Source organism: Citrobacter sp. BDA59-3 (genome assembly GCF_015167655.1).
Lineage (GTDB): Bacteria > Pseudomonadota > Gammaproteobacteria > Enterobacterales > Enterobacteriaceae > Phytobacter > Phytobacter diazotrophicus.
In genome coordinates this window covers 373,743-395,957 of record NZ_CP063427.1, presented here as the reverse complement: position 1 = coordinate 395,957, position 22,215 = coordinate 373,743, and the positions used below count along the sequence as shown (strand labels likewise).

At 55.4% G+C, this 22,215-nt stretch carries 21 protein-coding genes; 12 read left to right on the top strand and 9 right to left on the bottom strand.

Annotated features, from left to right (window positions below):
* Positions 1–173 precede the first annotated feature (173 nt).
* The 6 genes from IP582_RS01850 to IP582_RS01825 all read left to right on the top strand — a co-directional run bounded on the left by IP582_RS01850 (position 174) and on the right by IP582_RS01825 (position 6,405).
* Positions 174–1,697 (top strand): sugar ABC transporter ATP-binding protein, encoded by a 1,524-nt coding sequence (locus tag IP582_RS01850; protein WP_193794917.1) that lies wholly within the window; start codon positions 174–176, stop codon positions 1,695–1,697.
* Positions 1,690–2,700, top strand: coding sequence for a ribose ABC transporter permease (locus tag IP582_RS01845; RefSeq protein WP_039077869.1), 1,011 nt, complete (start codon positions 1,690–1,692; stop codon positions 2,698–2,700). The genes IP582_RS01850 and IP582_RS01845 overlap by 8 nt, the downstream gene beginning before the upstream one ends.
* Before the next feature lie 39 nt (positions 2,701–2,739).
* Positions 2,740–3,681: an ABC transporter substrate-binding protein gene (locus IP582_RS01840; RefSeq protein WP_193794916.1), complete on the top strand. Its 942-nt coding sequence runs from the start codon at positions 2,740–2,742 to the stop codon at positions 3,679–3,681.
* Between the two features lie 162 nt (positions 3,682–3,843).
* Positions 3,844–4,530 carry a D-lyxose/D-mannose family sugar isomerase gene (locus IP582_RS01835; RefSeq protein WP_193794915.1) on the top strand — a complete coding sequence of 229 codons (687 nt, stop codon included), beginning with the start codon at positions 3,844–3,846 and terminating at the stop codon, positions 4,528–4,530.
* Between the two features lie 10 nt (positions 4,531–4,540).
* Positions 4,541–5,401 (top strand): ketose 1,6-bisphosphate aldolase, encoded by an 861-nt coding sequence (locus tag IP582_RS01830; RefSeq protein WP_039077872.1) that lies wholly within the window; start codon positions 4,541–4,543, stop codon positions 5,399–5,401.
* Positions 5,401–6,405 carry a carbohydrate kinase family protein gene (locus tag IP582_RS01825; protein ID WP_193794914.1) on the top strand — a complete coding sequence of 335 codons (1,005 nt, stop codon included), beginning with the start codon at positions 5,401–5,403 and terminating at the stop codon, positions 6,403–6,405. Before IP582_RS01830 ends, IP582_RS01825 begins: the two co-directional genes overlap by 1 nt.
* A 5-nt stretch (positions 6,406–6,410) precedes the next feature.
* Here IP582_RS01825 and IP582_RS01820 read toward each other — a convergent pair whose 3' ends face one another.
* Positions 6,411–7,142: a response regulator gene (locus IP582_RS01820; RefSeq protein ID WP_193794913.1), complete on the bottom strand. Its 732-nt coding sequence runs from the start codon at positions 7,140–7,142 to the stop codon at positions 6,411–6,413.
* 269 nt (positions 7,143–7,411) lie between these two features.
* On the opposite strand from IP582_RS01820, the gene fdhF reads away from it, so the two are divergent.
* The gene (gene fdhF / locus IP582_RS01815; protein ID WP_193794912.1) at positions 7,412–9,559 is read left to right on the top strand and encodes a formate dehydrogenase subunit alpha; all 2,148 of its coding nucleotides are present in this window, start codon (positions 7,412–7,414) and stop codon (positions 9,557–9,559) included.
* 77 nt (positions 9,560–9,636) lie between these two features.
* Here fdhF and IP582_RS01810 read toward each other — a convergent pair whose 3' ends face one another.
* The 3 genes from IP582_RS01810 to IP582_RS01800 all read right to left on the bottom strand — a co-directional run bounded on the left by IP582_RS01810 (position 9,637) and on the right by IP582_RS01800 (position 11,156).
* Complete coding sequence (locus IP582_RS01810) at positions 9,637–10,134, bottom strand: hypothetical protein (protein WP_193794911.1); 498 nt, start codon at positions 10,132–10,134, stop codon at positions 9,637–9,639.
* Entirely contained in the window at positions 10,134–10,610 is a 477-nt protein-coding gene (locus IP582_RS01805) for a hypothetical protein (RefSeq protein ID WP_039077878.1), read from the bottom strand. Before IP582_RS01805 ends, IP582_RS01810 begins: the two co-directional genes overlap by 1 nt.
* A gap of 159 nt (positions 10,611–10,769) precedes the next feature.
* A complete protein-coding gene (locus IP582_RS01800) occupies positions 10,770–11,156 on the bottom strand; it encodes a VOC family protein (RefSeq protein ID WP_108702185.1) in 387 nt (128 codons plus the stop codon).
* Positions 11,157–11,261: 105 nt separating this feature from the next.
* Between IP582_RS01800 and IP582_RS01795 the strand changes: the two genes are divergently transcribed.
* Positions 11,262–12,032: a DeoR/GlpR family DNA-binding transcription regulator gene (locus IP582_RS01795; protein WP_193794910.1), complete on the top strand. Its 771-nt coding sequence runs from the start codon at positions 11,262–11,264 to the stop codon at positions 12,030–12,032.
* A 41-nt stretch (positions 12,033–12,073) separates the two neighbouring features.
* Here IP582_RS01795 and gltP read toward each other — a convergent pair whose 3' ends face one another.
* Positions 12,074–13,387, bottom strand: a complete 1,314-nt coding sequence (gltP, locus tag IP582_RS01790; protein ID WP_039077881.1) for a glutamate/aspartate:proton symporter GltP — start codon at positions 13,385–13,387, stop codon at positions 12,074–12,076.
* A 413-nt stretch (positions 13,388–13,800) separates the two neighbouring features.
* Here gltP and acs point away from each other — a divergent pair, with 413 nt between their 5' ends.
* The 3 genes from acs to actP all read left to right on the top strand — a co-directional run bounded on the left by acs (position 13,801) and on the right by actP (position 17,994).
* Positions 13,801–15,759 carry an acetate--CoA ligase gene (gene acs / locus IP582_RS01785; protein ID WP_107223966.1) on the top strand — a complete coding sequence of 653 codons (1,959 nt, stop codon included), beginning with the start codon at positions 13,801–13,803 and terminating at the stop codon, positions 15,757–15,759.
* A gap of 274 nt (positions 15,760–16,033) precedes the next feature.
* Positions 16,034–16,348, top strand: coding sequence for a DUF485 domain-containing protein (locus tag IP582_RS01780; protein ID WP_039077883.1), 315 nt, complete (start codon positions 16,034–16,036; stop codon positions 16,346–16,348).
* Positions 16,345–17,994, top strand: a complete 1,650-nt coding sequence (gene actP / locus IP582_RS01775; RefSeq protein WP_193794909.1) for a cation/acetate symporter ActP — start codon at positions 16,345–16,347, stop codon at positions 17,992–17,994. Before IP582_RS01780 ends, actP begins: the two co-directional genes overlap by 4 nt.
* On the opposite strand, the gene IP582_RS01770 is transcribed toward actP, so the two are convergent.
* Positions 17,991–18,140 carry a hypothetical protein gene (locus tag IP582_RS01770; protein ID WP_158276530.1) on the bottom strand — a complete coding sequence of 50 codons (150 nt, stop codon included), beginning with the start codon at positions 18,138–18,140 and terminating at the stop codon, positions 17,991–17,993. The genes actP and IP582_RS01770 overlap by 4 nt on opposite strands.
* Before the next feature lie 72 nt (positions 18,141–18,212).
* Positions 18,213–19,778: a hypothetical protein gene (locus IP582_RS01765; RefSeq protein WP_193794908.1), complete on the bottom strand. Its 1,566-nt coding sequence runs from the start codon at positions 19,776–19,778 to the stop codon at positions 18,213–18,215.
* 47 nt (positions 19,779–19,825) lie between these two features.
* Here IP582_RS01765 and IP582_RS01760 point away from each other — a divergent pair, with 47 nt between their 5' ends.
* Positions 19,826–21,124 (top strand): Gfo/Idh/MocA family protein, encoded by a 1,299-nt coding sequence (locus IP582_RS01760; RefSeq protein ID WP_193794907.1) that lies wholly within the window; start codon positions 19,826–19,828, stop codon positions 21,122–21,124.
* Here IP582_RS01760 and IP582_RS01755 read toward each other — a convergent pair.
* Complete coding sequence (locus IP582_RS01755; RefSeq protein WP_039077887.1) at positions 21,121–21,810, bottom strand: LrgB family protein; 690 nt, start codon at positions 21,808–21,810, stop codon at positions 21,121–21,123. The genes IP582_RS01760 and IP582_RS01755 overlap by 4 nt on opposite strands.
* Entirely contained in the window at positions 21,803–22,213 is a 411-nt protein-coding gene (locus IP582_RS01750; RefSeq protein WP_039077888.1) for a CidA/LrgA family protein, read from the bottom strand. The genes IP582_RS01755 and IP582_RS01750 overlap by 8 nt, the downstream gene beginning before the upstream one ends.
* Positions 22,214–22,215 lie beyond the last annotated feature (2 nt).

Genomic DNA, 22,215 nt, shown 5'->3' with positions numbered 1-22,215 from the left:
GGGCGAGGGGACTGTTCGGTGCGGGCTGGGGTGAGGGTGAAGGAAGTTATGTTGCGTAACTGTGATCTTCGTTAACTATTCAGCAATATGACAAATATGAACGCCCAATGTCATTCTGCATTTATTTCATCGTGGTGGACTGCAAGTATTGATAACCCTTGCAGGAGTAAGCCATGAGCAAGACGCCGGTTCTGGAGATGCGCAATATTGCCAAAGCGTTTGGCAAGTTTTACGCGCTCAAAGGCGTGGATCTGACGGTATATCCTGGCGAAATCCACGCACTGATGGGGGAAAACGGCGCGGGTAAAAGCACCCTGATGAAGATCCTCGCGGGGGCATACACCGCCACCAGCGGCGAGATATTAATTGACGGACAGTCATTTAATATCAAAGGGCCAAAAGACGCGCTGGCGGCTGGCATCACGCTGATCTATCAGGAGATGCAGTTAGCCCCCAATCTGACCGTCGCCGAAAATATCTTTCTTGGCAGTGAGATTTCCCGCGGTGGGCTAATTCAGCGCCGGGACATGGTCGCTCAGGCGCAAAGCGTGATTGACCGCCTCGGCGCTCAGTTCAAAGCCAGCGACCTGGTGATGAAACTGACCATCGCCGAACAGCAACAGGTCGAAATCGCCCGCGCCCTGCATCGTAACAGCCGTATTCTGGTGATGGATGAACCCACCGCCGCCCTCTCCTCTCGTGAAACACACCGCCTGTTTGAACTGATCATGCGTCTGCGCGACGAAGGGATGGCAATCATCTATATCAGCCACCGCATGGCAGAAGTGTATGAACTTTCCGACCGGGTTAGCGTCCTGCGTGATGGTCAGTATGTGGGCAGCCTGACCCGCGACAAACTCAACGCCTCAGAACTGGTACGTATGATGGTGGGCCGCCCGCTCAGCGATCTCTTCAATAAAGAACGCGATATTCCACGGGGCGATGTCCGTCTGAACATTCATCACCTCACCGACGGCAAAAAAATCCAGCCGGTCAGCTTGCAGGTACGTGCCGGAGAGATCGTTGGCCTTGCCGGACTGGTGGGTGCAGGCCGTTCAGAGCTCGCACAACTGATTTTTGGCGTGCGTAAAGCTACCGGCGGGGTGATTGAAATCGATGGCGAACCGGTGGTTATCCACTCCCCGCGAGCCGCCATTGATTTAGGCATCGGCTTCCTCACCGAAAACCGCAAAGAACAAGGGTTGTTTCTGGAGCTGGCCGCGCAGGAAAACATCACGATGGCGACCATTGAACGCGATGCCAGTTACGGCCTGCTCGACCGCAAAAAAGCGCAATCCATCTCTGATGACGCCATCAAGTTACTCAATATCCGCGTGCCCCACTCTCAGGTGCGGGCGGGCGGTCTTTCCGGCGGCAATCAGCAAAAACTGCTGATCTCCCGCTGGGTCGCCATCGGGCCGCGCATCCTGATTCTCGATGAGCCCACACGCGGCGTCGATGTCGGGGCCAAAAGCGAAATCTATCGCATCATGAGCCAGATGGCGCGTAAAGGGGTGGCCATTCTGATGATTTCCAGCGAGTTACCGGAGGTGGTCGGTATGAGCGACCGCGTGTATGTGATGCATGAAGGCAGTATCGCCGGTGAACTGGAAGGCGAACGTATTACCCAGGAAAACATCATGACGCTGGCGACCGGCGTGAACGAATCCCATCATCAGGCGGTGCACCATGACTGAATCGAAAGAGACCTCTGCCACCACGCCACAACAGGTGGCGAAATCGGCCTCGGCGAAAAAAATGCTGATGGGCGATCTGATGCAAACGGTCGGCATCTTGCCAATCTTGATCCTGATCGTCGCAGTATTTGGCTTTATCGCACCAAACTTTTTTACGGAAAGCAACCTGCTGAATATCACTCGTCAGGCGTCGATCAACATCGTGCTGGCGGCGGGGATGACCTTCATCATTTTGACCGGCGGTATTGACCTGTCAGTCGGGTCCATCCTCGGCACCACGGCAGTGGCGGCGATGGTGGTGTCGCTGATCCCGGAACTGGCTTTCCTTTCCGTACCCGCCGCGCTGATGCTCGGTCTGGTGCTGGGGTTGTTTAACGGCGTACTGGTCGCGTTCGCCGGGCTTCCCCCCTTTATCGTTACGCTTGGCACCTATACGGCGCTGCGCGGCGCGGCTTACCTGCTGGCGGACGGCACCACGGTCATTAACTCCAGTATCGGGTTTGAGTGGATCGGCAATAACTATCTCGGACCGATCCCCTGGCTGGTGGTGATTGCGCTGGCGGTGATTGTGGTCTGCTGGTTCATCCTGCGTCGTACCACCCTGGGCGTGCACATTTATGCCGTCGGCGGCAACATGCAGGCGGCGCGTCTTACCGGTATCAAAGTGTGGCTGGTACTGCTGTTTGTCTACGGCATGAGCGGCCTGCTGTCTGGCCTTGGCGGGGTGATGAGCGCGTCTCGTCTGTACAGCGCCAACGGTAACCTTGGTATGGGCTACGAGCTAGACGCCATCGCGGCGGTCATCCTCGGCGGCACCAGTTTCGTCGGCGGCATCGGCACCATCACCGGTACGCTGGTCGGGGCGCTGATTATCGCCACCCTGAACAATGGCATGACATTGATGGGCGTTTCTTACTTCTGGCAACTGGTGATCAAAGGGGCGGTGATCATCATTGCGGTGCTGATAGACAAATACCGTACCCGACATCATCAAAGTGCATAACAACAAGATTTCCCTGAAAACCCTACGTGAGGAAAGAATATGCGTTTGAAGCCGTTAGTCACCGCGCTCTGTGCTGGCGCACTGCTTGCCGCAGCGCCATTTGCGCAGGCAAAAGAACTGAAATCGATCGGGGTAACGGTAGGCGACCTTGCCAACCCGTTCTTCGTGCAAATCACCAAAGGGGCGGAGCTGGAAGCACGTAAACTGGCGGGCGATAAGGTGAAAGTGACGCTGGTTTCCAGCGGCTACGACCTTGGCCAACAGGTGGCGCAAATCGATAACTTTATCGCCGCCAAAGTGGACATGATTATCCTCAACGCCGCGGATTCGAAAGGCATTGGGCCTGCGGTCAAACGCGCGAAAGATGCCGGTATCGTCGTGGTCGCCGTTGACGTTGCGGCGGAAGGGGCAGATGCCACTATTACCTCGGATAACACCCAGGCCGGAGAGATGGCCTGTAAGTACATTACCGACCGTCTGAAAGGCAAAGGCAATGTGGTCATCATCAACGGACCGCCGGTCTCTGCGGTACAGAACCGTGTGGAAGGCTGCCAGACCGAATTCAAGCGCCACCCGGATATCAAAGTGCTGTCGTCTAACCAGAACGCCAAAGGCAGCCGCGAAGGGGGTCTGGAAGTGATGACCTCGCTGCTGGCCGCGAATCCGAAGATCGACGGTGTGTTTGCGATTAACGATCCAACGGCGATCGGCGCCGATCTGGCTGCTAAACAGGCACAACGTAACGAGTTCTTTATCGTTGGCGTGGACGGCAGCCCGGACGGTGAAGAGGCGTTGAAACGCGAGAACTCGCTGTTTGTCGCGACCCCGGCGCAAGATCCCCAGGTAATGGCGGCCAAAGCGGTGGAAATCGGCTATGACATTCTGCAGGGGAAACCCGCGCCGAAAGAGCCTGTGCTGATCCCGGTGACGATGATCGACAAGAAAAACGTCAATACCTATAAGGGCTGGACGGTTAAGTAAGTGCGGTTTTTTCCCCTCGCCCCTGCCCTCTCCCCATAGGGGAGAGGGAGCAAACCATCCCCTCGCCCCTGTGGGGAGAGGGAGCAAACCATCCCCTCGCCCCTGTGGGGAGAGGGTTAGGGTGAGGGGCACAACGCGCTCAAATGCCATCAGGAGATAGCCATGAAACGCTCCGAAATCAATGAAATCCTCGGCCATACCCGGCAATTCTTTTCCATGCACGACGTCCACTTGCCGCCCTTCGCCAGTTTTCCCCCAACCAAATGGCATCAACTTGATCACGATAGCTGGCGCGAAGTCTTCGACTTAAAGCTGGGTTGGGATGTCACCGCTTTCGGCGGTGATAATTTTTACACCCAGGGGCTCACCCTTTTCACCCTGCGCAATGGTTCGCCAAATGGCGCCCCTTACGCCAAATGCTATGCGGAAAAAATCATGCACGTGCGCGACGGGCAGGTCACACCCATGCATTTTCACTGGCGCAAACGCGAAGACATCATTAACCGTGGCGGCGGCAATCTGATTATTGAGCTGTGGAACGCCGGCGCGCATGAAGAGACGACGTATACCAACGTGAGCGTAGTTATCGACGGTTGTCTCCAGACACATACAGCGGGCAGCCAGTTACGCCTCTCACCAGGGGAAAGCATTTGCCTGCCGCCCGGTCTGTACCACAGCTTTTGGGGCGAGTCCGGTTTCGGCGATGTGCTGGTCGGCGAAGTGTCGTCGGTCAACGATGACGAACATGACAACCACTTCCTGCACCCGGTAGATCGCTTTAACGACATTCTGGAAGACGAACCCGCACAGCTAGTGCTGTGTAACGAATATGGTCTGTTTCTGAGCTAAGGAGAATACGATGGCTTTGATTTCGCTTGCCCAGGGTTTGGCGCACGCCCGTGAACATCACTATGCGCTGGGCGCGTTCAACGTGCTCGACTCCCACTTTTTACGCGCGCTGTATGCTGCGGCGAGACAGGAGCGTTCGCCTTTCATCATCAATATCGCCGAGGTGCACTTCAAATATGTCTCCCTCGAATCACTGGTGGAAGCGGTGAAATACGAAGCCGCCCACCATGACATTCCGGTGGTGCTTAACCTCGATCACGGCCTGCATTTTGAATCCGTGGTGCGCGCCTTAAGGCTGGGCTTTACTTCGGTGATGTTTGATGGCTCTACGCTGGAATATGAAGAGAATATTCGCCAGACGCGGGAAGTGGTAAAGATGTGCCATGCGGTGGGCGTCTCGGTGGAGGCTGAACTCGGGGCCGTTGGCGGCGATGAGGGTGGCGCATTGTATGGTCATGCGGATGAAGCCTGGTTTACCGACCCCGCCAAAGCGCGTGATTTTGTCGACCGTACCGGTATCGACACCCTCGCCGTCGCCATTGGTAACGCCCATGGTAAATACAAAGGGGAACCGAAGCTCGACTTTGCTCGCCTGGAGGCGATTCGCCAGCAAACCGGCCTGCCGCTGGTGCTCCACGGTGGTTCCGGCATCAGTGACGCGGATTTCCGGCGCGCTATCGGGCTTGGCATCCATAAAATCAATTTCTATACCGGGATGTCGCAAGCGGCGCTGGACACCATTGAAGCACGCATGGCCAACCGCCAGCCTCTCTACGACGAATTCGCCCAGCTCTTGCTGAGCGTGGAAGAGGCCATCACCGACACCGTTGCCGGGCAGATGCGCGTCTTTGGTAGCGCGGGGCAACTCTGATGGAAAGAAAAGGAGTTATCGCCGCCGGAAACATGCTGGTCGATCATGTACACCAGATTGTGCAATGGCCGGAGCGTGGCTGGTTAGCGGAGATCACGCAAAGCGAGCGTTCTACCGGTGGAGCGCCGCTCAATGTCCTGCTGACGCTGGCCAAAATGCGCACGGGCATGCCGCTTCAGGCGGTGGGGCTGGTGGGTGAAGACAGCGACGGGGATTACATTATGGCGATGCTCGACCAGTATCATGTCAATCGCCAGCATGTACAGCGCACCAATTCTGCCCCGACTTCCATGTCGCAGGTCATGACCGATCCAACCGGCCAACGCACCTTCTTCCACTCCCCCGGCGCCAACCGTCTTCTGGATCTCCCGGCATTCAATAGCCTGGACCAGACTATGAAAATCTTCCATCTCGGCTATCTGTTGCTGCTCGACAGCCTTGACCTGCCGGATGAGGAGTTTGGTACCCGCAGCGCCCGCCTGCTGGCACAGATGCGCGAGCAGGGTTACGAAACCTCTCTCGATCTGGTCTCCCGCAAGGGCGATCCGCGTTATCAGCCGCTGGTGATGCCCTGCCTGCCGTATCTGGATTATCTGGTCATCAACGAGATGGAAGCGGGAGAATTTAGCGGGCTGGAGATGCGCCAGCCTGACGATTCGCCGCATATCGCCAACATCGCCACGGCCGCCTCGCAGTTGCTCGCCGCCGGGGTACGCCAGCGCGTGGTGATCCACTGCCCGGAGGGGGCATGGGGCGAGGAACCAGGCCGCGAGGGCCAGTGGATAGCCACCCAGATGCTCACGCAGGAGGAGATCATCGGTAGCGTCGGTGCGGGAGATGCGTTTTGCGCCGGGCTGCTCTACGGCTGCCACGAACACTGGCCGCTGGCGCAAAGCATTCAACTGGCCCACGCCTGCGCCCGGGCAAGCCTGCTTTGCGCGAACGCCATCGACGGGGCGAAATCGCTGGAAGAATTAAAACAAGAGATCGACGGCGCGCCGTAGCGCCGCTACGCCGCCTGTTCGCTGTGTACGACATCCGCCGCAAAAACATAGCCCAGCCCGCGTATTGTTTTGATTAACGCGGGTTGATGCGGGTTGATCTCAATTTTGCGGCGCAGACGCATGATCAATACATCGATAGTGCGGTCAAACACCTCAATGCTTTCACTGTGGGTCAATTCCAGCAGTTGCTCACGGCTGAGTACACGACGCGCGTTTTGTACCAGCGCCAGCAGCAGGCTGTACTCCCCCTGGGTTAAATCGACGGTTTGCCGACGGGGGTCGCTAAGCTGGCAGCGTGCGGGATCAAGATGCCAGCCATTAAAGGCATACCCGGCCATTTTCATCGTCTGCACATCCGCCGCCAGCGCCCCCGTGCGGCGCATCACCGCCTTCACCCGCGCCACCAGCACCCGTGGGGTAAAGGGTTTGCCAATATAGTCATCAGCCCCCATTTCCAGCCCCACTACCACATCCGATTCACTGCCCAGCCCCGTGAGCATAATCACCGGCAGCTCAGGGCGTTGTTTCTGCAGTTGGGTAAGCACCATCAGGCCGTTGATGTCCGGCAGAACCATATCGAGCAACACCAGCGCAATTTCAGGATGCCGTGCTGCCACGGCAATCGCATCCAGCCCGTTATGACACACGTGTACCGTAAAGACGTGCTCGTTCAACACATCCCTGAGCAGTTCGCAGACCGCCACATCGTCATCCACTACCAGAATCGCAGGTTTCATTGTCCGCATCCGTCAGGAAAAGTGATTCGTTGCTTTATTTTATTTGGCGGAACCATAAAGGCGGTGAATTAATGCTGTTTTTATAATCGCGGTCACATCCCCTCGCCTTCGTCACGTCAAATTTGACGATGGCCTGCCCTTCGTCAGTATTTTGACCAAAATTCGGACGTAAAATCAGGCAATACCCACAAAAGAAGCATGGCATAGAAGATGCATAATGGGTCGAGTGAGCGCGCAAAGCGCGATCTTTCTTAACTGGAGCGATAGCGATGAAAAAAGTCGTCACGGTTTGTCCGTATTGCGCCTCAGGTTGCAAGATTAACCTGGTGGTGGATAACGGAAAAATCGTTCGGGCGGAGGCTGCGCAAGGAAAGACCAACCAGGGTACCCTGTGTCTGAAAGGCTACTATGGCTGGGATTTTATTAACGATACACAGATCCTTACGCCTCGTCTGAAAACCCCAATGATCCGTCGCCAGCGTGGCGGCAAACTGGAAGCCGTCTCCTGGGATGAAGCCCTGGATTACGTTGCCACTCGCCTGAGCGCCATTAAAGAGAAGTATGGCCCGGATGCGATTCAGACAACCGGCTCGTCCCGCGGTACGGGGAACGAAACCAACTACATAATGCAAAAATTTGCGCGCGCCGTTATTGGTACCAATAACGTGGACTGCTGCGCACGCGTCTGACACGGCCCATCGGTTGCAGGTCTGCACCAGTCGGTCGGCAATGGCGCAATGAGTAATGCCATTAACGAAATCGATAACACGGATCTCGTGTTTATCTTTGGCTATAACCCGGCGGATTCGCACCCTATCGTCGCTAACCACGTGATTCGGGCGAAACAGAACGGGGCAAAAATCATCGTCTGCGATCCGCGCAAAATCGAAACCGCGCGCATTGCTGATATGCACGTTGCGTTGAAAAACGGCTCGAACATCGCGCTGTTAAACGCACTCGGGCATGTGATTATTGAAGAAAACCTGTACGACCAGGCGTTCGTGGCCTCGCGTACCCAGGGTTTTGAAGAGTACAAAAAAATCGTCGAAGGCTATACGCCGGAGTCGGTGGAAGAGATCACGGGCGTGTGCGCTGCGGATATCCGTAAAGCCGCCCGCATGTATGCCGGTGCGAAAAACGCCACCATCCTGTGGGGCATGGGCGTAACCCAGTTCTATCAGGGCGTAGAGACGGTACGTTCGCTGACCAGTCTCGCCATGCTGACGGGCAACCTGGGTAAACCGCATGTTGGGGTGAACCCGGTACGTGGGCAGAACAACGTCCAGGGCGCCTGCGATATGGGTGCGCTGCCGGATACTTTCCCGGGCTACCAGTTCGTCAAAGAACAGGCTCACCGCGATAAATTCGCGAAAGCCTGGGGTGTCGCCGGGCTGCCCGCGCATACCGGTTATCGCATCAGCGAACTGCCGCACCGCGCGGCACATGGCGAAGTGCGCGCCGCGTACATCATGGGGGAAGATCCGCTGCAGACCGACGCAGAACTCTCCGCCGTGCGTAAAGCGTTTGAGGATCTGGAACTGGTCATCGTGCAGGATATCTTTATGACCAAAACCGCGTCGGCGGCGGACGTCATATTGCCATCCACCTCCTGGGGGGAGCACGAAGGTGTGTTCACGGCGGCTGACCGTGGCTTCCAGCGCTTCTTTAAAGCGGTGGAACCGAAGTGGGATCTGAAAACGGACTGGCAGATTATCAGTGAGATTGCCACCCGTATGGGCTACCCGATGCATTACAACAACACGCAGGAAATCTGGGACGAATTGCGTCATCTCTGCCCGGATTTCTACGGCGCCACCTACGAGAAAATGGGTGAGCTGGGCTACATTCAGTGGCCGTGTCGCGATACATCGGATGCCGATCAGGGGACGTCGTATCTCTTCAAAGAGAAGTTCGACACCGATACCGGGCTGGCGAAGTTCTTCACCTGCGACTGGGTCGCGCCAATCGACAAACTCAACGATGAGTTCCCGATGGTGCTCTCTACCGTGCGTGAAGTGGGCCACTACTCTTGCCGTTCGATGACCGGCAACTGTGCGGCGCTCTCGGCACTCGCAGATGAACCCGGCTACGCGCAAATCAACACCGCTGATGCCGCGCGCCTCGGTATTGAAGATGAAGCGCTGGTGTGGGTGAACTCGCGTAAAGGCCGGATTATCACTCGTGCGCAGGTCAGTGAACGCCCGAATAAAGGCGCGGTGTACATGACCTACCAGTGGTGGATTGGTGCCTGTAACGAGCTGGTGACGGAGAACCTGAGTCCGATTACCAAAACGCCAGAGTACAAGTACTGCGCGGTGAATGTGGAACGTATTCCCGACCAGCGTGCTGCCGAGCAGTATGTGATCGACGAGTACAACAAACTGAAATCGCGTCTGCGCGAAAGCGCACTGGGCTAATAGCGGCGTACAAAAAAACGGGGTGTGATTATCGCACCCCGTTTTATTTTGTTATTTATGACATAACCATTAAATGATTATGGTTTTAAATTAAGCAGCCTTGAAATAACCGGCAAAATATTCTCTTCAAACGCAGCGCGTTCAGGTTCGCGTTTTTCACTTAAAAAATCGTCAGAAATGGCAATATTACCGCCGCCGTGCTCGCTCTTACGGCTCAGAGCATAATGAAATGTCCGCATCTCGCCGACGCGCGAAATGGAGTAGACCTCATTAAAACGGCTGAGATCTTTTTCCGGCAGAAAGGGGGCTTTCTTCGTTATTCGCCCGGTGCCGACATCAAAAATAAGCACTTCCGCATTCTTTAGGGTGTAGATAAGCCCGTACCCCGTCAGAACAGCGCCGAAAAGCAGAAACACGATGACGGATTGCAGTGTCCTGTCGTTCATTTGCGTCCAAATAAACGTGCCGACCAGCAGGGCAATACCGGCCGCGACAAATACCAGTGCGCTACCGACCTTCCACGGACGATAGACCAGGCGCCGGTCAGTCAACTCTACCAGCAAAGGGGCTGGCATCAGGCATCTCCTCGCGGGCTGATACCCAGAAAGGCTTCCGTCTCTTCCATCATAGCCTGCGGCGCTTTCTGGCCGGGGCCAAACTGCCTTATCGGCATTTTCGAGGTTTTACCGTCAACGTTAAAGACCACATTGACAATACTGTTACGAATAAGGCCAAAAAAGCGGTACTGGCGAATCAACTCAAGCCCGGCGAAATTATCCAACGACTGGTTGTATGTCGTTTTGCCGCCGCCGTTCTGGATATAAAAAATGCGTTTATCTAAATCAAATACCATCTTTATGCGCAGCGTCGCCAGCATCACGCCGGCAATGGCAAATAAAACGAGCGCGACAATAATACCGCGCAGTGATGATTCATGTTTGAAATAGGCATAAACGCCCATCGCAGCAAACGCGATCGCCAGGGCTATTTTCAATCCCTTTTGATTTTTAACAATATAGCGATTGCCTTCATGTAGATAAAAGTCTGACATTCCTGAACTCTCCGTATCATCAGGGTAACGTTAAACGCGTGCTAATATCCGCGACAGACGTATTATGGCTACAATTACTTAATCTGCTATAAAAAAATCGCCCCGCAATTTAGGAGGCGACAGTCGACGTACATATATTATATGGCCCGGTAAGGGAGATTACGCCGCGACCAGCTCAATGCGATTACCGTCCGGGTCGGCAATCACCGCTTCATAAAACCCATCGCCGGTCCATCTCGCCGGGCTTAGCAAACACCCGTTAGCCTGCGCTTTTTGCGCCATCGCGTCCACCTCATGGGTACCGCCAACGGTAATCGCGATATGCGCCCAGCCGACAAACTCCGGGTTAGCCGGCGCATCATCAAGCTCAGGCAAGGCCATCAGTTCAATGGTCGGCCCCTCGCTCAGGGAAATGAAGTGCGAGGCGAAGCCAGGACGGTTTTTACTGAGATAGCGTTCGTTGCTCTGCCCGCCGAACACTTCCTGCCAGAAAGCGACCTGCGCATCCAGGTTGCGCGTCCAGAGCGCGACGTGTGCAATTTTCATCTTTTATCTCCACAGTGGTTATGCCCGGTAGCCGCATTGACAAGGCGGTTCATAATGCTGGATCATGCTCATTATTGCTCGATGACATTTCAATAAAGAGGCTTTATGCTCGATTATGCAGCTTTTCCGCAACAGCGACAAGCACGTATTCGCCAGCTTTTGCAGGAAAACGGACGCGTTGTCTGTGCAGAACTGGCCAGCCAGATGCAGGTATCTGAACATACTATTCGCAGGGATTTACAAGAGCTTAGTCATTCAGGCGTGTGCAAAAAGGTCTATGGTGGCGCGGTACTACAGTTGCCGGAGGCTGGGAATTTTCACAGTCGCAAAGTGAAAAACAGTGCAGAAAAGGACAAGATCGCGCAGCAATGCGCAGCGCTGGTGAAGCCAGACACCTGTATTTTCATTGATGCCGGTACGACGAATCTGGCCATCGCCAGAGCCCTGCCTGCGGATATCCGCATCACAGCGGTAACGAACTCACCCGAAATCGCCGTCGAACTCATGAAACGCTCGCACAGCGAAGTGATCCTTCTGGGCGGGCAGATTCATCAGGCCACGGGAGGCTGCGTTGGCAGCGGTGCCGTTGCGCAGATTCAGGAGATGTTATTCGATCAGGTGTTTATTGGCGGTTGCGCTATGGATCCAGATGTTGGGCTGACGGGGTTTGATTTTGCCGACTGCGAATTTAAAAAAGCGGTGCTGAAACAGAGTAACCAGACGGTTGTTGCCCTGACGGCAGATAAACTGCCCGGCGTGGCACGCTATGTTGTGGCACGGCCTCAGGCGCTTGACGTGATAATCGTTGAAGCGAATATCAGCGATGCACTGCGTACCGTATTAAAGGAACAACAGATTACCGTTATCACGGCCTGAAACAAGAAGCGCCGCCTCCCTGACGAAAGGCGGCGTGACGATTACAGATCGGCCGTCTTGTCGAACTTGCCGAGCATTTCACGCTCGTAAGCCGCGGCTTTTTTGCGGTCAAACTTGTGTTCCCACTTGGCGATAACCAGTACCGCCAGCGCATTACCCACGACGTTCAGGGCGGTACGCGCCATATCAAGGATACGGTCAACACCCGCAATAAAGGCCAGACCTTCCAGCGGAATGCCCACACTGCCCAGCGTTGCCAGCAACACCACGAACGAAACGCCCGGCACACCGGCAATACCTTTAGAGGTAACCATCAGCGTCAGCACCAGAATGATCTCCTGGCCCAGCGACAGGTCGATACCGTAAAGCTGGGCAATAAAGATGGCAGCAATACTCTGGTACAGAGTAGAACCGTCGAGGTTAAAGGAGTAACCGGTGGGTACCACGAAGCTGGTGATGGACGCTGGCGCGCCATAGGCTTCCATCTTCTCAATGATACGCGGCAGCACACTTTCGGAACTTGCAGTGGAGTAGGCCAGGATCAGCTCATCTTTCAAAATGCGGATGAGCGTCCAGATACTGAGTTTGCACATCCGCGCCACCAGTCCCAGCACCACCAGCGCAAAGAACAGCACCGCAAAATAAACCAGCACCACCAGTTTCGCCAGCGGCCACAGGGACGCAAAACCGAAGTTCGCGACCGTTACGGATATCAACGCAAATACACCGACCGGCGCGTAACGCATCACCATATGGGTCACTTTGAACATGGTTTCAGAGATAGAGCGGAATACCGTAACCAACGGTTCGCGGTGCGTGGCAGGGAGTGAAGAGAGCCCCAGCCCAAACAGTACCGAGAAGAAAATAATCGGCAGCATTTCGCCCTTCGCCATCGAAGACACGATATTGGTCGGCACCAGAGACAAAATCGTGTTCATCAAGCCATGCGCGTGGCTTTGCACTTCTGCCGTGGTGCTCTGATATTTCGAAATATCCACCGCCGCGAGTTGTGACATATCAATGCCCGACCCCGGCTGGAAGACATTCGCCAGCGTAATACCCAGCACAATGGCCACCGTGGTGATCACTTCGAAATAAATAATGGTCTTGGCGCCAATACGCCCCAATTGTTTCGCATCACCCACACCGGCAATACCCACCACCAGCGTGGAGATAACAATCGGCACAACAATCATTTTGATCAAATGAATAAAGATATCGCCTGCCGGAGACAGGAGATTCGCAATCAGCCATTCGCGGCTGTCGCTGTGATAATGCAAGTAACTGCCCAGAAGAATACCCAGCACCAGGGCCAGCAGAATCTGCCAGGCCAGGCTGACTTTCAAATTTTTCATAACTCGAGACATCCTCAATGAAGCGACCTTCCCGGTGGGGAACGACTCATACGGAAAGGGTATGGTTAGCGTCACACGCTCTTGCGGGGTTTTTTAACGCGCATTATCAGTACCATTTGCAGGGTGTAGGGCGCAACCCTTTACCAGAAGGGGTATTGACTGAATTTATGCATAAAAACGCTTTTTTATGCCATTTATCATACATAACCATTTGTTATGAAAAAACTTTTTTTCAGCCATTTTTAGATAATTAATTGCGGCAATTATTTTCCTTCAAAGATTCATTTGTTCAGTTTTCATACTGTTCAGTCAATGCGTGATCTATAGCGCAAATAATAAACAAACCAGGCAAAGCCCCTATAATTAACGTTTATTTGACATATTATTAACATCCTACAAGGAGAGCAAAAGCCATGAGCCAAATCCATAAACACGATATTCCCGCAAATATTGCGGAACGTTGCCTGATCAATCCGGAGCAGTACGAGGCTAAATATCAGCAATCCATTACCGACCCTGACACCTTCTGGGGCGAGCAAGGCAAAATCCTTGACTGGATTAAACCCTATCAGAAAGTGAAAAACACCTCCTTCGCCCCGGGTAATGTTTCCATTAAATGGTACGAAGACGGCACGCTGAACCTTGCGGCCAACTGTCTTGACCGCCATCTTGCCGAACGTGGCGACCAAACCGCCATCATTTGGGAAGGCGACGACGCCAGCCAAAGTAAACATATTACCTATCGCCAGTTGCATACAGATGTCTGCCGTTTTGCCAATGTACTGACAGACCTGGGCATTAAAAAAGGCGACGTGGTGGCTATCTATATGCCCATGGTTCCGGAAGCCGCAGTCGCGATGCTGGCCTGTGCGCGTATCGGTGCCGTCCACTCGGTCATTTTCGGTGGCTTCTCGCCGGAAGCCGTTGCCGGACGCATTGTGGATTCCAGCTCCCGGCTGGTGATCACCGCCGATGAAGGCGTACGTGCCGGGCGTAATATCCCGTTGAAAAAGAATGTCGATGACGCGCTGAAAAACCCGAATGTAAAAACCGTTGAGCATGTCGTGGTACTTAAACGTACCGGCGGCAACATCGACTGGCATGAAGGCCGCGACCTGTGGTGGGACGCCCTCACCGCCAATGCCAGCCCGCAACACCAGCCGGTTGAAGTCAATGCCGAAGACCCGCTGTTTATCCTCTATACCTCCGGTTCTACAGGCAAGCCTAAAGGGGTACTGCACACCACCGGCGGCTATCTGGTTTATGCAGCCACCACCTTTAAGTATGTCTTCGATTATCACGACGGCGACGTCTACTGGTGCACCGCCGATGTCGGCTGGGTCACCGGCCACAGCTACCTGCTGTACGGACCGCTGGCCTGCGGCGCGATTACCCTGATGTTCGAAGGGGTGCCGAACTGGCCGACGCCAGCGCGTATGAGCCAGGTTGTGGACAAACACAAGGTCAATATTCTCTATACCGCGCCCACGGCTATCCGTGCGCTGATGGCGGAAGGTGACAAAGCGATTGACGGTACGGACCGCTCTTCGCTGCGCATTCTCGGTTCCGTCGGCGAGCCCATCAACCCGGAAGCCTGGGAGTGGTACTGGAAAAAAATCGGCAACGAAAAATGCCCGGTCATGGACACCTGGTGGCAGACCGAAACCGGGGGCTTTATGATCACCCCGTTACCGGGTGCGATACAGCTCAAAGCGGGTTCCGCGACCCGTCCGTTCTTTGGCGTACAGCCTGCGCTGGTAGATAACGAAGGTCATCCGCAGGAAGGGGCCACCGAGGGCAACCTGGTGATTACCGACTCCTGGCCGGGCCAGGCGCGTACCCTGTTTGGCGACCACGAGCGTTTTGAGCAGACCTACTTCTCAACCTTCAAGAACATGTATTTTAGTGGCGATGGCGCGCGCCGCGATGAAGATGGCTATTACTGGATAACCGGCCGCGTGGACGACGTGCTGAACGTTTCCGGCCACCGACTGGGGACCGCGGAGATTGAATCGGCGCTGGTCTCTCATCCGAAAATCGCCGAAGCCGCGGTGGTGGGCATTCCACACAATATTAAAGGCCAGGCCATCTACGCTTACGTCACCCTGAACCACGGTGAAGAGCCGACCCCCGCGCTCTATACCGAGGTGCGCAACTGGGTACGTAAAGAGATTGGCCCGCTGGCAACGCCGGATGTCCTGCACTGGACCGACTCTCTGCCCAAAACCCGTTCCGGCAAAATTATGCGCCGTATTCTGCGCAAAATTGCCGCCGGGGATACCAGCAATTTCGGCGACACCTCAACCCTCGCGGATCCGGGTGTCGTGGAGAAACTGCTCGAAGAGAAGCAGGCCATCACCATGCCATCGTAACAACGACCCTCACCCTGCCCCTCTCCCTAAAAGGGAGAGGGAATAATAAAAACCCTCCCCAAAGGATTTCGCGTTACAGGAAGGCGGCAAACGCGCATATCCCCAGGAGCATAGATAACTATGTGACTGGGGTGACAAATCTGTCTGGAACAGATTTGAACGTTACTTGTAACGGCCCCGTCAGGGGCGAGGCCCAGTGATGGACCGAGTAACGAGTGCAGCCAACGAACCTGTGGCGCGAAAGACGAAGGGGATACCTCTGGAGAGTTCTGTGATGAATGACACCATTTATCAACGGATAGAAAACAATGCGCATTACAGGGAGCTCGTCGAAAAGCGGCAACGGTTTGCCTTCATTCTTTCCATCATCATGCTGATTATCTATGTCGGTTTTATTCTGCTGATCGCCTTTGCGCCAGGCTGGCTCGGTACGCCGATCTCTGCGGGCAGCAGCGTCACGCGGGGGATTCCGATTGGCATTGGTGTGATTGTGATTTCGTTTTTGCTGACCGGCGTGTACGTCTGGCGGGCAAATGGCGAGTTTGATCGTCTGACAAAAACCGTTCTGCAAGAGGTAAAAGCATCATGAAGCGTGTTCTGACGGCGCTCGCCGCCACACTGCCTTTTACGGCCAACGCCGCCGATGCCATTACCGGCGCGGTCCAACGCCAGCCAACCAACTGGCAGGCGATCATCATGTTCCTGATCTTCGTGGCGCTGACGCTCTATATCACTTACTGGGCGTCAAAACGGGTGCGTTCGCGTAACGATTACTACACGGCAGGCGGTAATATTACGGGCTTCCAGAATGGCCTGGCGATTGCCGGTGACTTTATGTCAGCCGCGTCGTTCCTCGGGATCTCTGCGCTGGTTTACACCTCCGGCTACGACGGGCTGATTTACTCGCTGGGCTTCCTCGTCGGCTGGCCAATTATTCTGTTCCTGATTGCCGAACGTCTGCGCAATCTGGGGCGTTACACCTTTGCCGACGTCGCCTCGTATCGCCTCAAACAGGGGCCGATTCGCACCCTCTCCGCCTGCGGTTCGCTGGTGGTGGTGGCGCTCTATCTGATAGCCCAGATGGTCGGTGCAGGTAAGCTTATTCAGTTACTGTTCGGCCTCAACTACCACGTTGCGGTCGTGCTGGTCGGCGTGCTGATGGTGCTCTACGTTCTCTTCGGCGGTATGCTCGCCACCACCTGGGTACAGATCATCAAAGCCGTGTTGCTGCTGTTCGGCGCAAGCTTTATGGCCTTTATGGTGATGAAGCATGTCGGCTTTAGCTTCAATAGCTTGTTTAGCGAAGCGATGGCGGTTCACCCGAAAGGGGAAGCCATTATGCGTCCGGGCGGTCTGGTTAAAGATCCGATCTCCGCGCTGTCGCTGGGCCTGGGGCTGATGTTTGGTACGGCAGGTTTGCCGCATATTCTGATGCGTTTCTTCACGGTTTCGGATGCGCGTGAAGCCCGTAAGAGCGTGTTCTACGCCACGGGTTTTATGGGTTATTTCTACATTCTGACCTTTATCATTGGCTTCGGCGCCATCATGCTGGTTGGGGCGAACCCGGCCTTTAAAGATGCGGCGGGCGCGCTGATTGGCGGCAATAACATGGCGGCGGTGCATCTGGCGGATGCGGTCGGTGGCAACCTGTTCCTCGGTTTTATCTCCGCTGTGGCTTTCGCCACCATCCTGGCGGTGGTTGCCGGGCTGACGCTTGCGGGCGCCTCGGCGGTCTCTCATGACCTGTACGCTAACGTCATTCGTAAAGACGCCACCGAACGTCAGGAGCTGAAAGTCTCGAAAATCACCGTACTGGTGCTCGGTGTGGTCGCCATCCTGCTGGGTATTCTGTTTGAGAAGCAGAATATTGCCTTTATGGTGGGGCTGGCGTTCTCCATCGCGGCGAGCTGCAACTTCCCTATCATTCTGCTCTCAATGTACTGGTCAAAACTGACCACCCGTGGCGCAATGATTGGCGGCTGGCTGGGCCTGCTGACGGCGGTGATTCTGATGGTCCTCGGCCCGACCATTTGGGTACAAATCCTCGGCCACGCGCAGGCGATTTTCCCGTATGAATACCCGGCGCTGTTCTCTATCGCCGTAGCCTTTATCGGTATCTGGATTTTCTCGATTACCGACAACACGCAAGAAGGTATTCGCGAGCGTGAGCAGTTCCGTGCGCAGTTCATCCGTTCACAAACGGGTATCGGCATCGCACAGGGCCGCGCGCACTAAGCCCCTTTGCCCCGGTCAGCCATGACCGGGGCAATATCACAGTTTTTCCCACCACAAGTGACAGACATCACCTTCTTTGCCGCCAAAAAGCCGATCCCTGTCACAAACATTTCCCCTGCTTTGTAAGCAACATCACGCTTTTGCATCTCCTGCCCCTTCCCGACACGCAGATCGTCGACGGGTACACGACAGCCCGACGGCGCCCCTTTATGCTTATTTCATAGCGACGCCTCCAGACTATCGGCAAAGGCCGCCAGACGCTGGGGGCTCAGTAGCAACGGCAGAAAGAGCGGGCTACCGGGTGGCGGGTTGTTCACCCAGGCGGCAAGCGTATCGGCGTAGCGCAGCAGAGATTGCTGATGCTTTTCGAGTGCTCTGGCAGGCAGGGCATCGTCGCCATAATGATCGCGCCACAGCACATCGGTAACGACCTCTGTTACCCGGCTGAACATCTGGCTATAGATATCCGCATTGCGCCAGGCGGCCAGTAACGTCTCCATCGAATCATCCGGGCAGGTGATTCGCGGCAGCAGCTCGCGCAGGGTTTGTACGGCATTGGCCGCCAGGAAACAGGCGTTTTGCTTTTCCAGCGCAATAAGCTGGCGCTGTTCACCGCCCAGGTCACGATCGTCCGGTGGCATCAGCGGCTGATATGCCTGCAGCCAGTTGGCGCTGCGCGTATCCATATGCAGCAGTTGTTGCGCCTGCGCCAGGCTTTCCGGGATCTGGCTTTGGTAATGCAGGCGTCGCCCCAGCAGATTAGGGGTTTTACACAGCCAGTCGTAGCTGGAATGAAATAATGCGGCAAGGCGGGTTTTATCCTGCGGCTGACGAAAGCGCAGCCCATGCTGTTCGACCCAGTCGTCAAAAACGTGGCCCTGCGTCTGATTGGCCGCCGCCAGGCCCAGCAGATTGATGGCGTTGACCGAATCCATGACGCGGCTGTCCGGTAGCCACTGCCAGCTTACCCGGCAGGTAATGGCTTCCACGCTGTTGTCCGTCGCGCCGATGGCCCAGCTCAGCCGTCCGCTGATTTCATCGGCAAGCCAGCACGGCAGTGCTGTCCAGCCGTAACCGATGCCAAAGAGATCGTATTCGATCCATTTTTTATGATCCGGCAGAGTGACGATATGCGGGTGATTGGCAAAACCGGGGTGGTAATCGAGTTCCGTAGCTTTGATCGAGGCGCGAACGTCATGAGGCAGCGTTGCCAGTACGCCCGACAACTGCTGGCGCGGCCAGGAGTCATCAATAAAGTCGCGCAGGATCAGTTTTTTTCCGGCGCCGCGCAATTGCCGCCAGACCTGACGCAGACTTTTTTGCCACTCTACCGTCTGAAAAGACGGGGTCGTCAGGCTAAGAATGATACCGCTCAGATGGGGTAATTCGTTTAATAACGGGGCCAGCGTTGTGGAATAAAAGTGGTTCCAGAAATCCGGAGTGCTTTTATCGTCGAAAGCAAACTCCGGGAATTTACGCTTAATAATATCGTCAGCGGGCGCGGCCTCCCCCTGCAACCAAAAAGACAAATTATTCGCCGCCAGATACTGGTTCACCCGTTTTAAATAGTGCAACGCGTAGTGCTGTTGATGAATGAGATTTTCCACATTCATTTTCTGACTCAATGGCGAGGGCGTTGCCAGCAGTGAAAATAACTCCTGCTGATGAAGAATGATGCCTGTAAAGCCGTGTTGCTTAGCGCTTTCAACACCTTGCATCAACCATGGCCAGTGCCAGATAAAGGTGCTGTTGAGTTCCATTAATTGATGGGCAATACGTTTCATGACTTCATCCAGGTCATTTACTCTCACAGATAATAATTGAGGATAGTATGAAAAAATATGCCCTGGTCGGCACAGGTGGGCGCGCCGGATTATATATTTCTGCGATTGGCGGTCAGTGGAAAGACAATGCGCAACTGGTGGCATTTTGCGATACCAACCAGACGCGGATGAATTACGCCAATACATTATTAAAAAACGAAGGCGCTGCTCCGGTATCCACCTGGAAAGCCGCGCAATTCGAGGCGATGATCCGCGAGACGCGTCCGGACATTATTATCGTCACCACCATGGACCGCACCCATGACGACTATATCGTACGGGCGCTGAAAGCGGGCTGCGATGTGATCACTGAAAAGCCGATGACCATTGATGAAAAACGGGCGCTCCGTATTCTCGATGCCATTGAAGAGACCGGGCACACCGTTCGCGTGGCGTTTAATTACCGCTATGCGCCGCACCACAGCAAAGTGCGCGAACTGCTGATGAACGGCACCATTGGCGAGGTTTACTCCGTCCACTTCGAATGGCTGCTCAACACCGAGCACGGCGCCGATTATTTTCGCCGCTGGCACCGGGAAAAACGCAACAGCGGCGGTTTGCTGGTCCACAAATCCACCCACCACTTCGACTTAATGAACTTCTGGCTCGCTAGCTACCCGGAGCGCGTCTACGCCGAAGGCAGTCTGCGTTTTTACGGCAAAGAGAACGCGGAAAAACGGGGCGTGACCGGGTTCTATCCACGCGCCCACGGCTATGCGTCGGCCACAGAAGACCCGTTTGCGCTGCACATGGCGGACAATCCGCAGCTTAAGGCGCTCTATCTGGACGCGGAGCATGAAGATAACTACTGGCGCGATCAGAGCGTATTCAGCGATGGCATCACCATCGAAGATACCCTTTCCGTGCTGGTGAAATACCAGAACCAGTGCCAGCTCAGCTATTCGCTGAATACGTATTTGCCCTGGGAAGGGCTGAATGTGGTGTTTAACGGCAGCGAAGGCCGACTGGAGATGCAAATCGTCGAAAAATCGTATGTGAACGCCGGGGGCGAGCGCGCAAACGAGGGAAGTCTGGAGTCCTGCAATATTACTGTCTTCCCGATGTTTGCCGCCCCCTGGGAGGCCAGTTTTACCCTCGGCGAGGGCGGCCACGGCGGCGGCGATAACGCGATGCTTGCCGATCTGTTCGGCACGCCGGGTAACGATCCGCTCAGGCGTGCCGCCGATCACCGCGCCGGGGCAATGTCTATCCTGACGGGCATCGCGGGCAATATTTCCATGCAGCAACAGCGCCCGGTCAATTTCCGTGAGTTCGAACTGGTATCGCGTTTGAAAAAACAGGGCTAAAACAGTAGCCGCGCCACCAGCGGCGCGGCCAATACCGTCACCACGCCGGAGAGCATCATCACCAGGCTGGCGACGACGCCTTCCTGCTGGCCCAGCTCGTAGGAGCGGGCGGTTCCCGCGCCGTGAGACGCCGCACCAAACCCCGCGCCTTTTGCCATCCCTTCGCGAATGGAGAGGCGCAAAAAGAGCACATCCCCCACCGCCATGCCGAATACCCCGGTAATCACCACAAACAAAGCGACCAGATCCGGCTGTCCGCCCAATGGCCCTGCCGCCGCCAGCGCAAACGGCGTCGTCACCGAACGCACCGCCAGGCTGCGCTGAATGTCATCCGGCAGGGTAAAGAGACGCGCCAGCCACACCGAGCTGGTTACGGCGACCACCGTTGCGGTGATAACGCCCGCGGAAAGCGACATCCAGTGGCGACGAATCACCGCGAGGTTGTCATACACCGGTACGGCAAAGGCAATGGTCGCCGGGCCTAATAACCAAAGCAGCCAGTGAGATTCACCGATATAACGCTGCCAGGAGATATGCCCGAACACCAGGATCAGCACCAGCAATATCGGGGTGAAGACTAACGGCATTAACGGGAGTTTATGGAACCGGCGGTACAGGCGCTTATTGAGAAAATAGATAACCAGCGTCATGACCAGGCAGAGCACGCTCAGGGCAAAATCATTCATGATTCAGCCTGCTGATTTCGAAGCGATAAACCTTATCAACCACCCAGGCTGTGGCCCCCAGCACCATCAGGGTACTCAGGGCAATAACGGCAAAAATACGCCAGCCTTCCACCATCAAAAGCTGAGTGTAATTCACCACGGCGACGACGGCAGGCACAAAGAACAGTAACATTTCGGCCAGTAGCCAGCGCGCGCCGGCCCTCACCCAACTCAGGGGAACCACGCGACAGACAATCAGCGCCAGCATCAGGATCATGCCAACCAGGTTAGCGGGAAGGGGAAGATGCAGCCACTGCACCAGATATTGCGCCACGATAAACAGCCCGGCATAGATAACAACCTGAACCGGCACCTGCAGTCGACGCACAATGGCAGGCGTAATACGACCTAACGCCATATCCATAG

What these genes read in the sequence shown, in the direction of transcription:
- IP582_RS01850 (WP_193794917.1), top strand. Translation starts at nt 174, where the DNA reads ATGAGCAAGACGCCGGTTCTGGAGATGCGCAATATTGCCAAAGCGTTT.
- IP582_RS01845 (WP_039077869.1), top strand. Translation starts at nt 1,690, where the DNA reads ATGACTGAATCGAAAGAGACCTCTGCCACCACGCCACAACAGGTGGCG.
- IP582_RS01840 (WP_193794916.1), top strand. Translation starts at nt 2,740, where the DNA reads ATGCGTTTGAAGCCGTTAGTCACCGCGCTCTGTGCTGGCGCACTGCTT.
- IP582_RS01835 (WP_193794915.1), top strand. Translation starts at nt 3,844, where the DNA reads ATGAAACGCTCCGAAATCAATGAAATCCTCGGCCATACCCGGCAATTC.
- IP582_RS01830 (WP_039077872.1), top strand. Translation starts at nt 4,541, where the DNA reads ATGGCTTTGATTTCGCTTGCCCAGGGTTTGGCGCACGCCCGTGAACAT.
- IP582_RS01825 (WP_193794914.1), top strand. Translation starts at nt 5,401, where the DNA reads ATGGAAAGAAAAGGAGTTATCGCCGCCGGAAACATGCTGGTCGATCAT.
- IP582_RS01820 (WP_193794913.1), bottom strand. Translation starts at nt 7,142, where the DNA reads ATGAAACCTGCGATTCTGGTAGTGGATGACGATGTGGCGGTCTGCGAA.
- IP582_RS01810 (WP_193794911.1), bottom strand. Translation starts at nt 10,134, where the DNA reads ATGCCAGCCCCTTTGCTGGTAGAGTTGACTGACCGGCGCCTGGTCTAT.
- IP582_RS01805 (WP_039077878.1), bottom strand. Translation starts at nt 10,610, where the DNA reads ATGTCAGACTTTTATCTACATGAAGGCAATCGCTATATTGTTAAAAAT.
- IP582_RS01800 (WP_108702185.1), bottom strand. Translation starts at nt 11,156, where the DNA reads ATGAAAATTGCACACGTCGCGCTCTGGACGCGCAACCTGGATGCGCAG.
- IP582_RS01795 (WP_193794910.1), top strand. Translation starts at nt 11,262, where the DNA reads ATGCTCGATTATGCAGCTTTTCCGCAACAGCGACAAGCACGTATTCGC.
- gltP (WP_039077881.1), bottom strand. Translation starts at nt 13,387, where the DNA reads ATGAAAAATTTGAAAGTCAGCCTGGCCTGGCAGATTCTGCTGGCCCTG.
- acs (WP_107223966.1), top strand. Translation starts at nt 13,801, where the DNA reads ATGAGCCAAATCCATAAACACGATATTCCCGCAAATATTGCGGAACGT.
- IP582_RS01780 (WP_039077883.1), top strand. Translation starts at nt 16,034, where the DNA reads ATGAATGACACCATTTATCAACGGATAGAAAACAATGCGCATTACAGG.
- actP (WP_193794909.1), top strand. Translation starts at nt 16,345, where the DNA reads ATGAAGCGTGTTCTGACGGCGCTCGCCGCCACACTGCCTTTTACGGCC.
- IP582_RS01770 (WP_158276530.1), bottom strand. Translation starts at nt 18,140, where the DNA reads ATGCAAAAGCGTGATGTTGCTTACAAAGCAGGGGAAATGTTTGTGACA.
- IP582_RS01765 (WP_193794908.1), bottom strand. Translation starts at nt 19,778, where the DNA reads ATGAAACGTATTGCCCATCAATTAATGGAACTCAACAGCACCTTTATC.
- IP582_RS01760 (WP_193794907.1), top strand. Translation starts at nt 19,826, where the DNA reads ATGAAAAAATATGCCCTGGTCGGCACAGGTGGGCGCGCCGGATTATAT.
- IP582_RS01755 (WP_039077887.1), bottom strand. Translation starts at nt 21,810, where the DNA reads ATGAATGATTTTGCCCTGAGCGTGCTCTGCCTGGTCATGACGCTGGTT.
- IP582_RS01750 (WP_039077888.1), bottom strand. Translation starts at nt 22,213, where the DNA reads ATGGATATGGCGTTAGGTCGTATTACGCCTGCCATTGTGCGTCGACTG.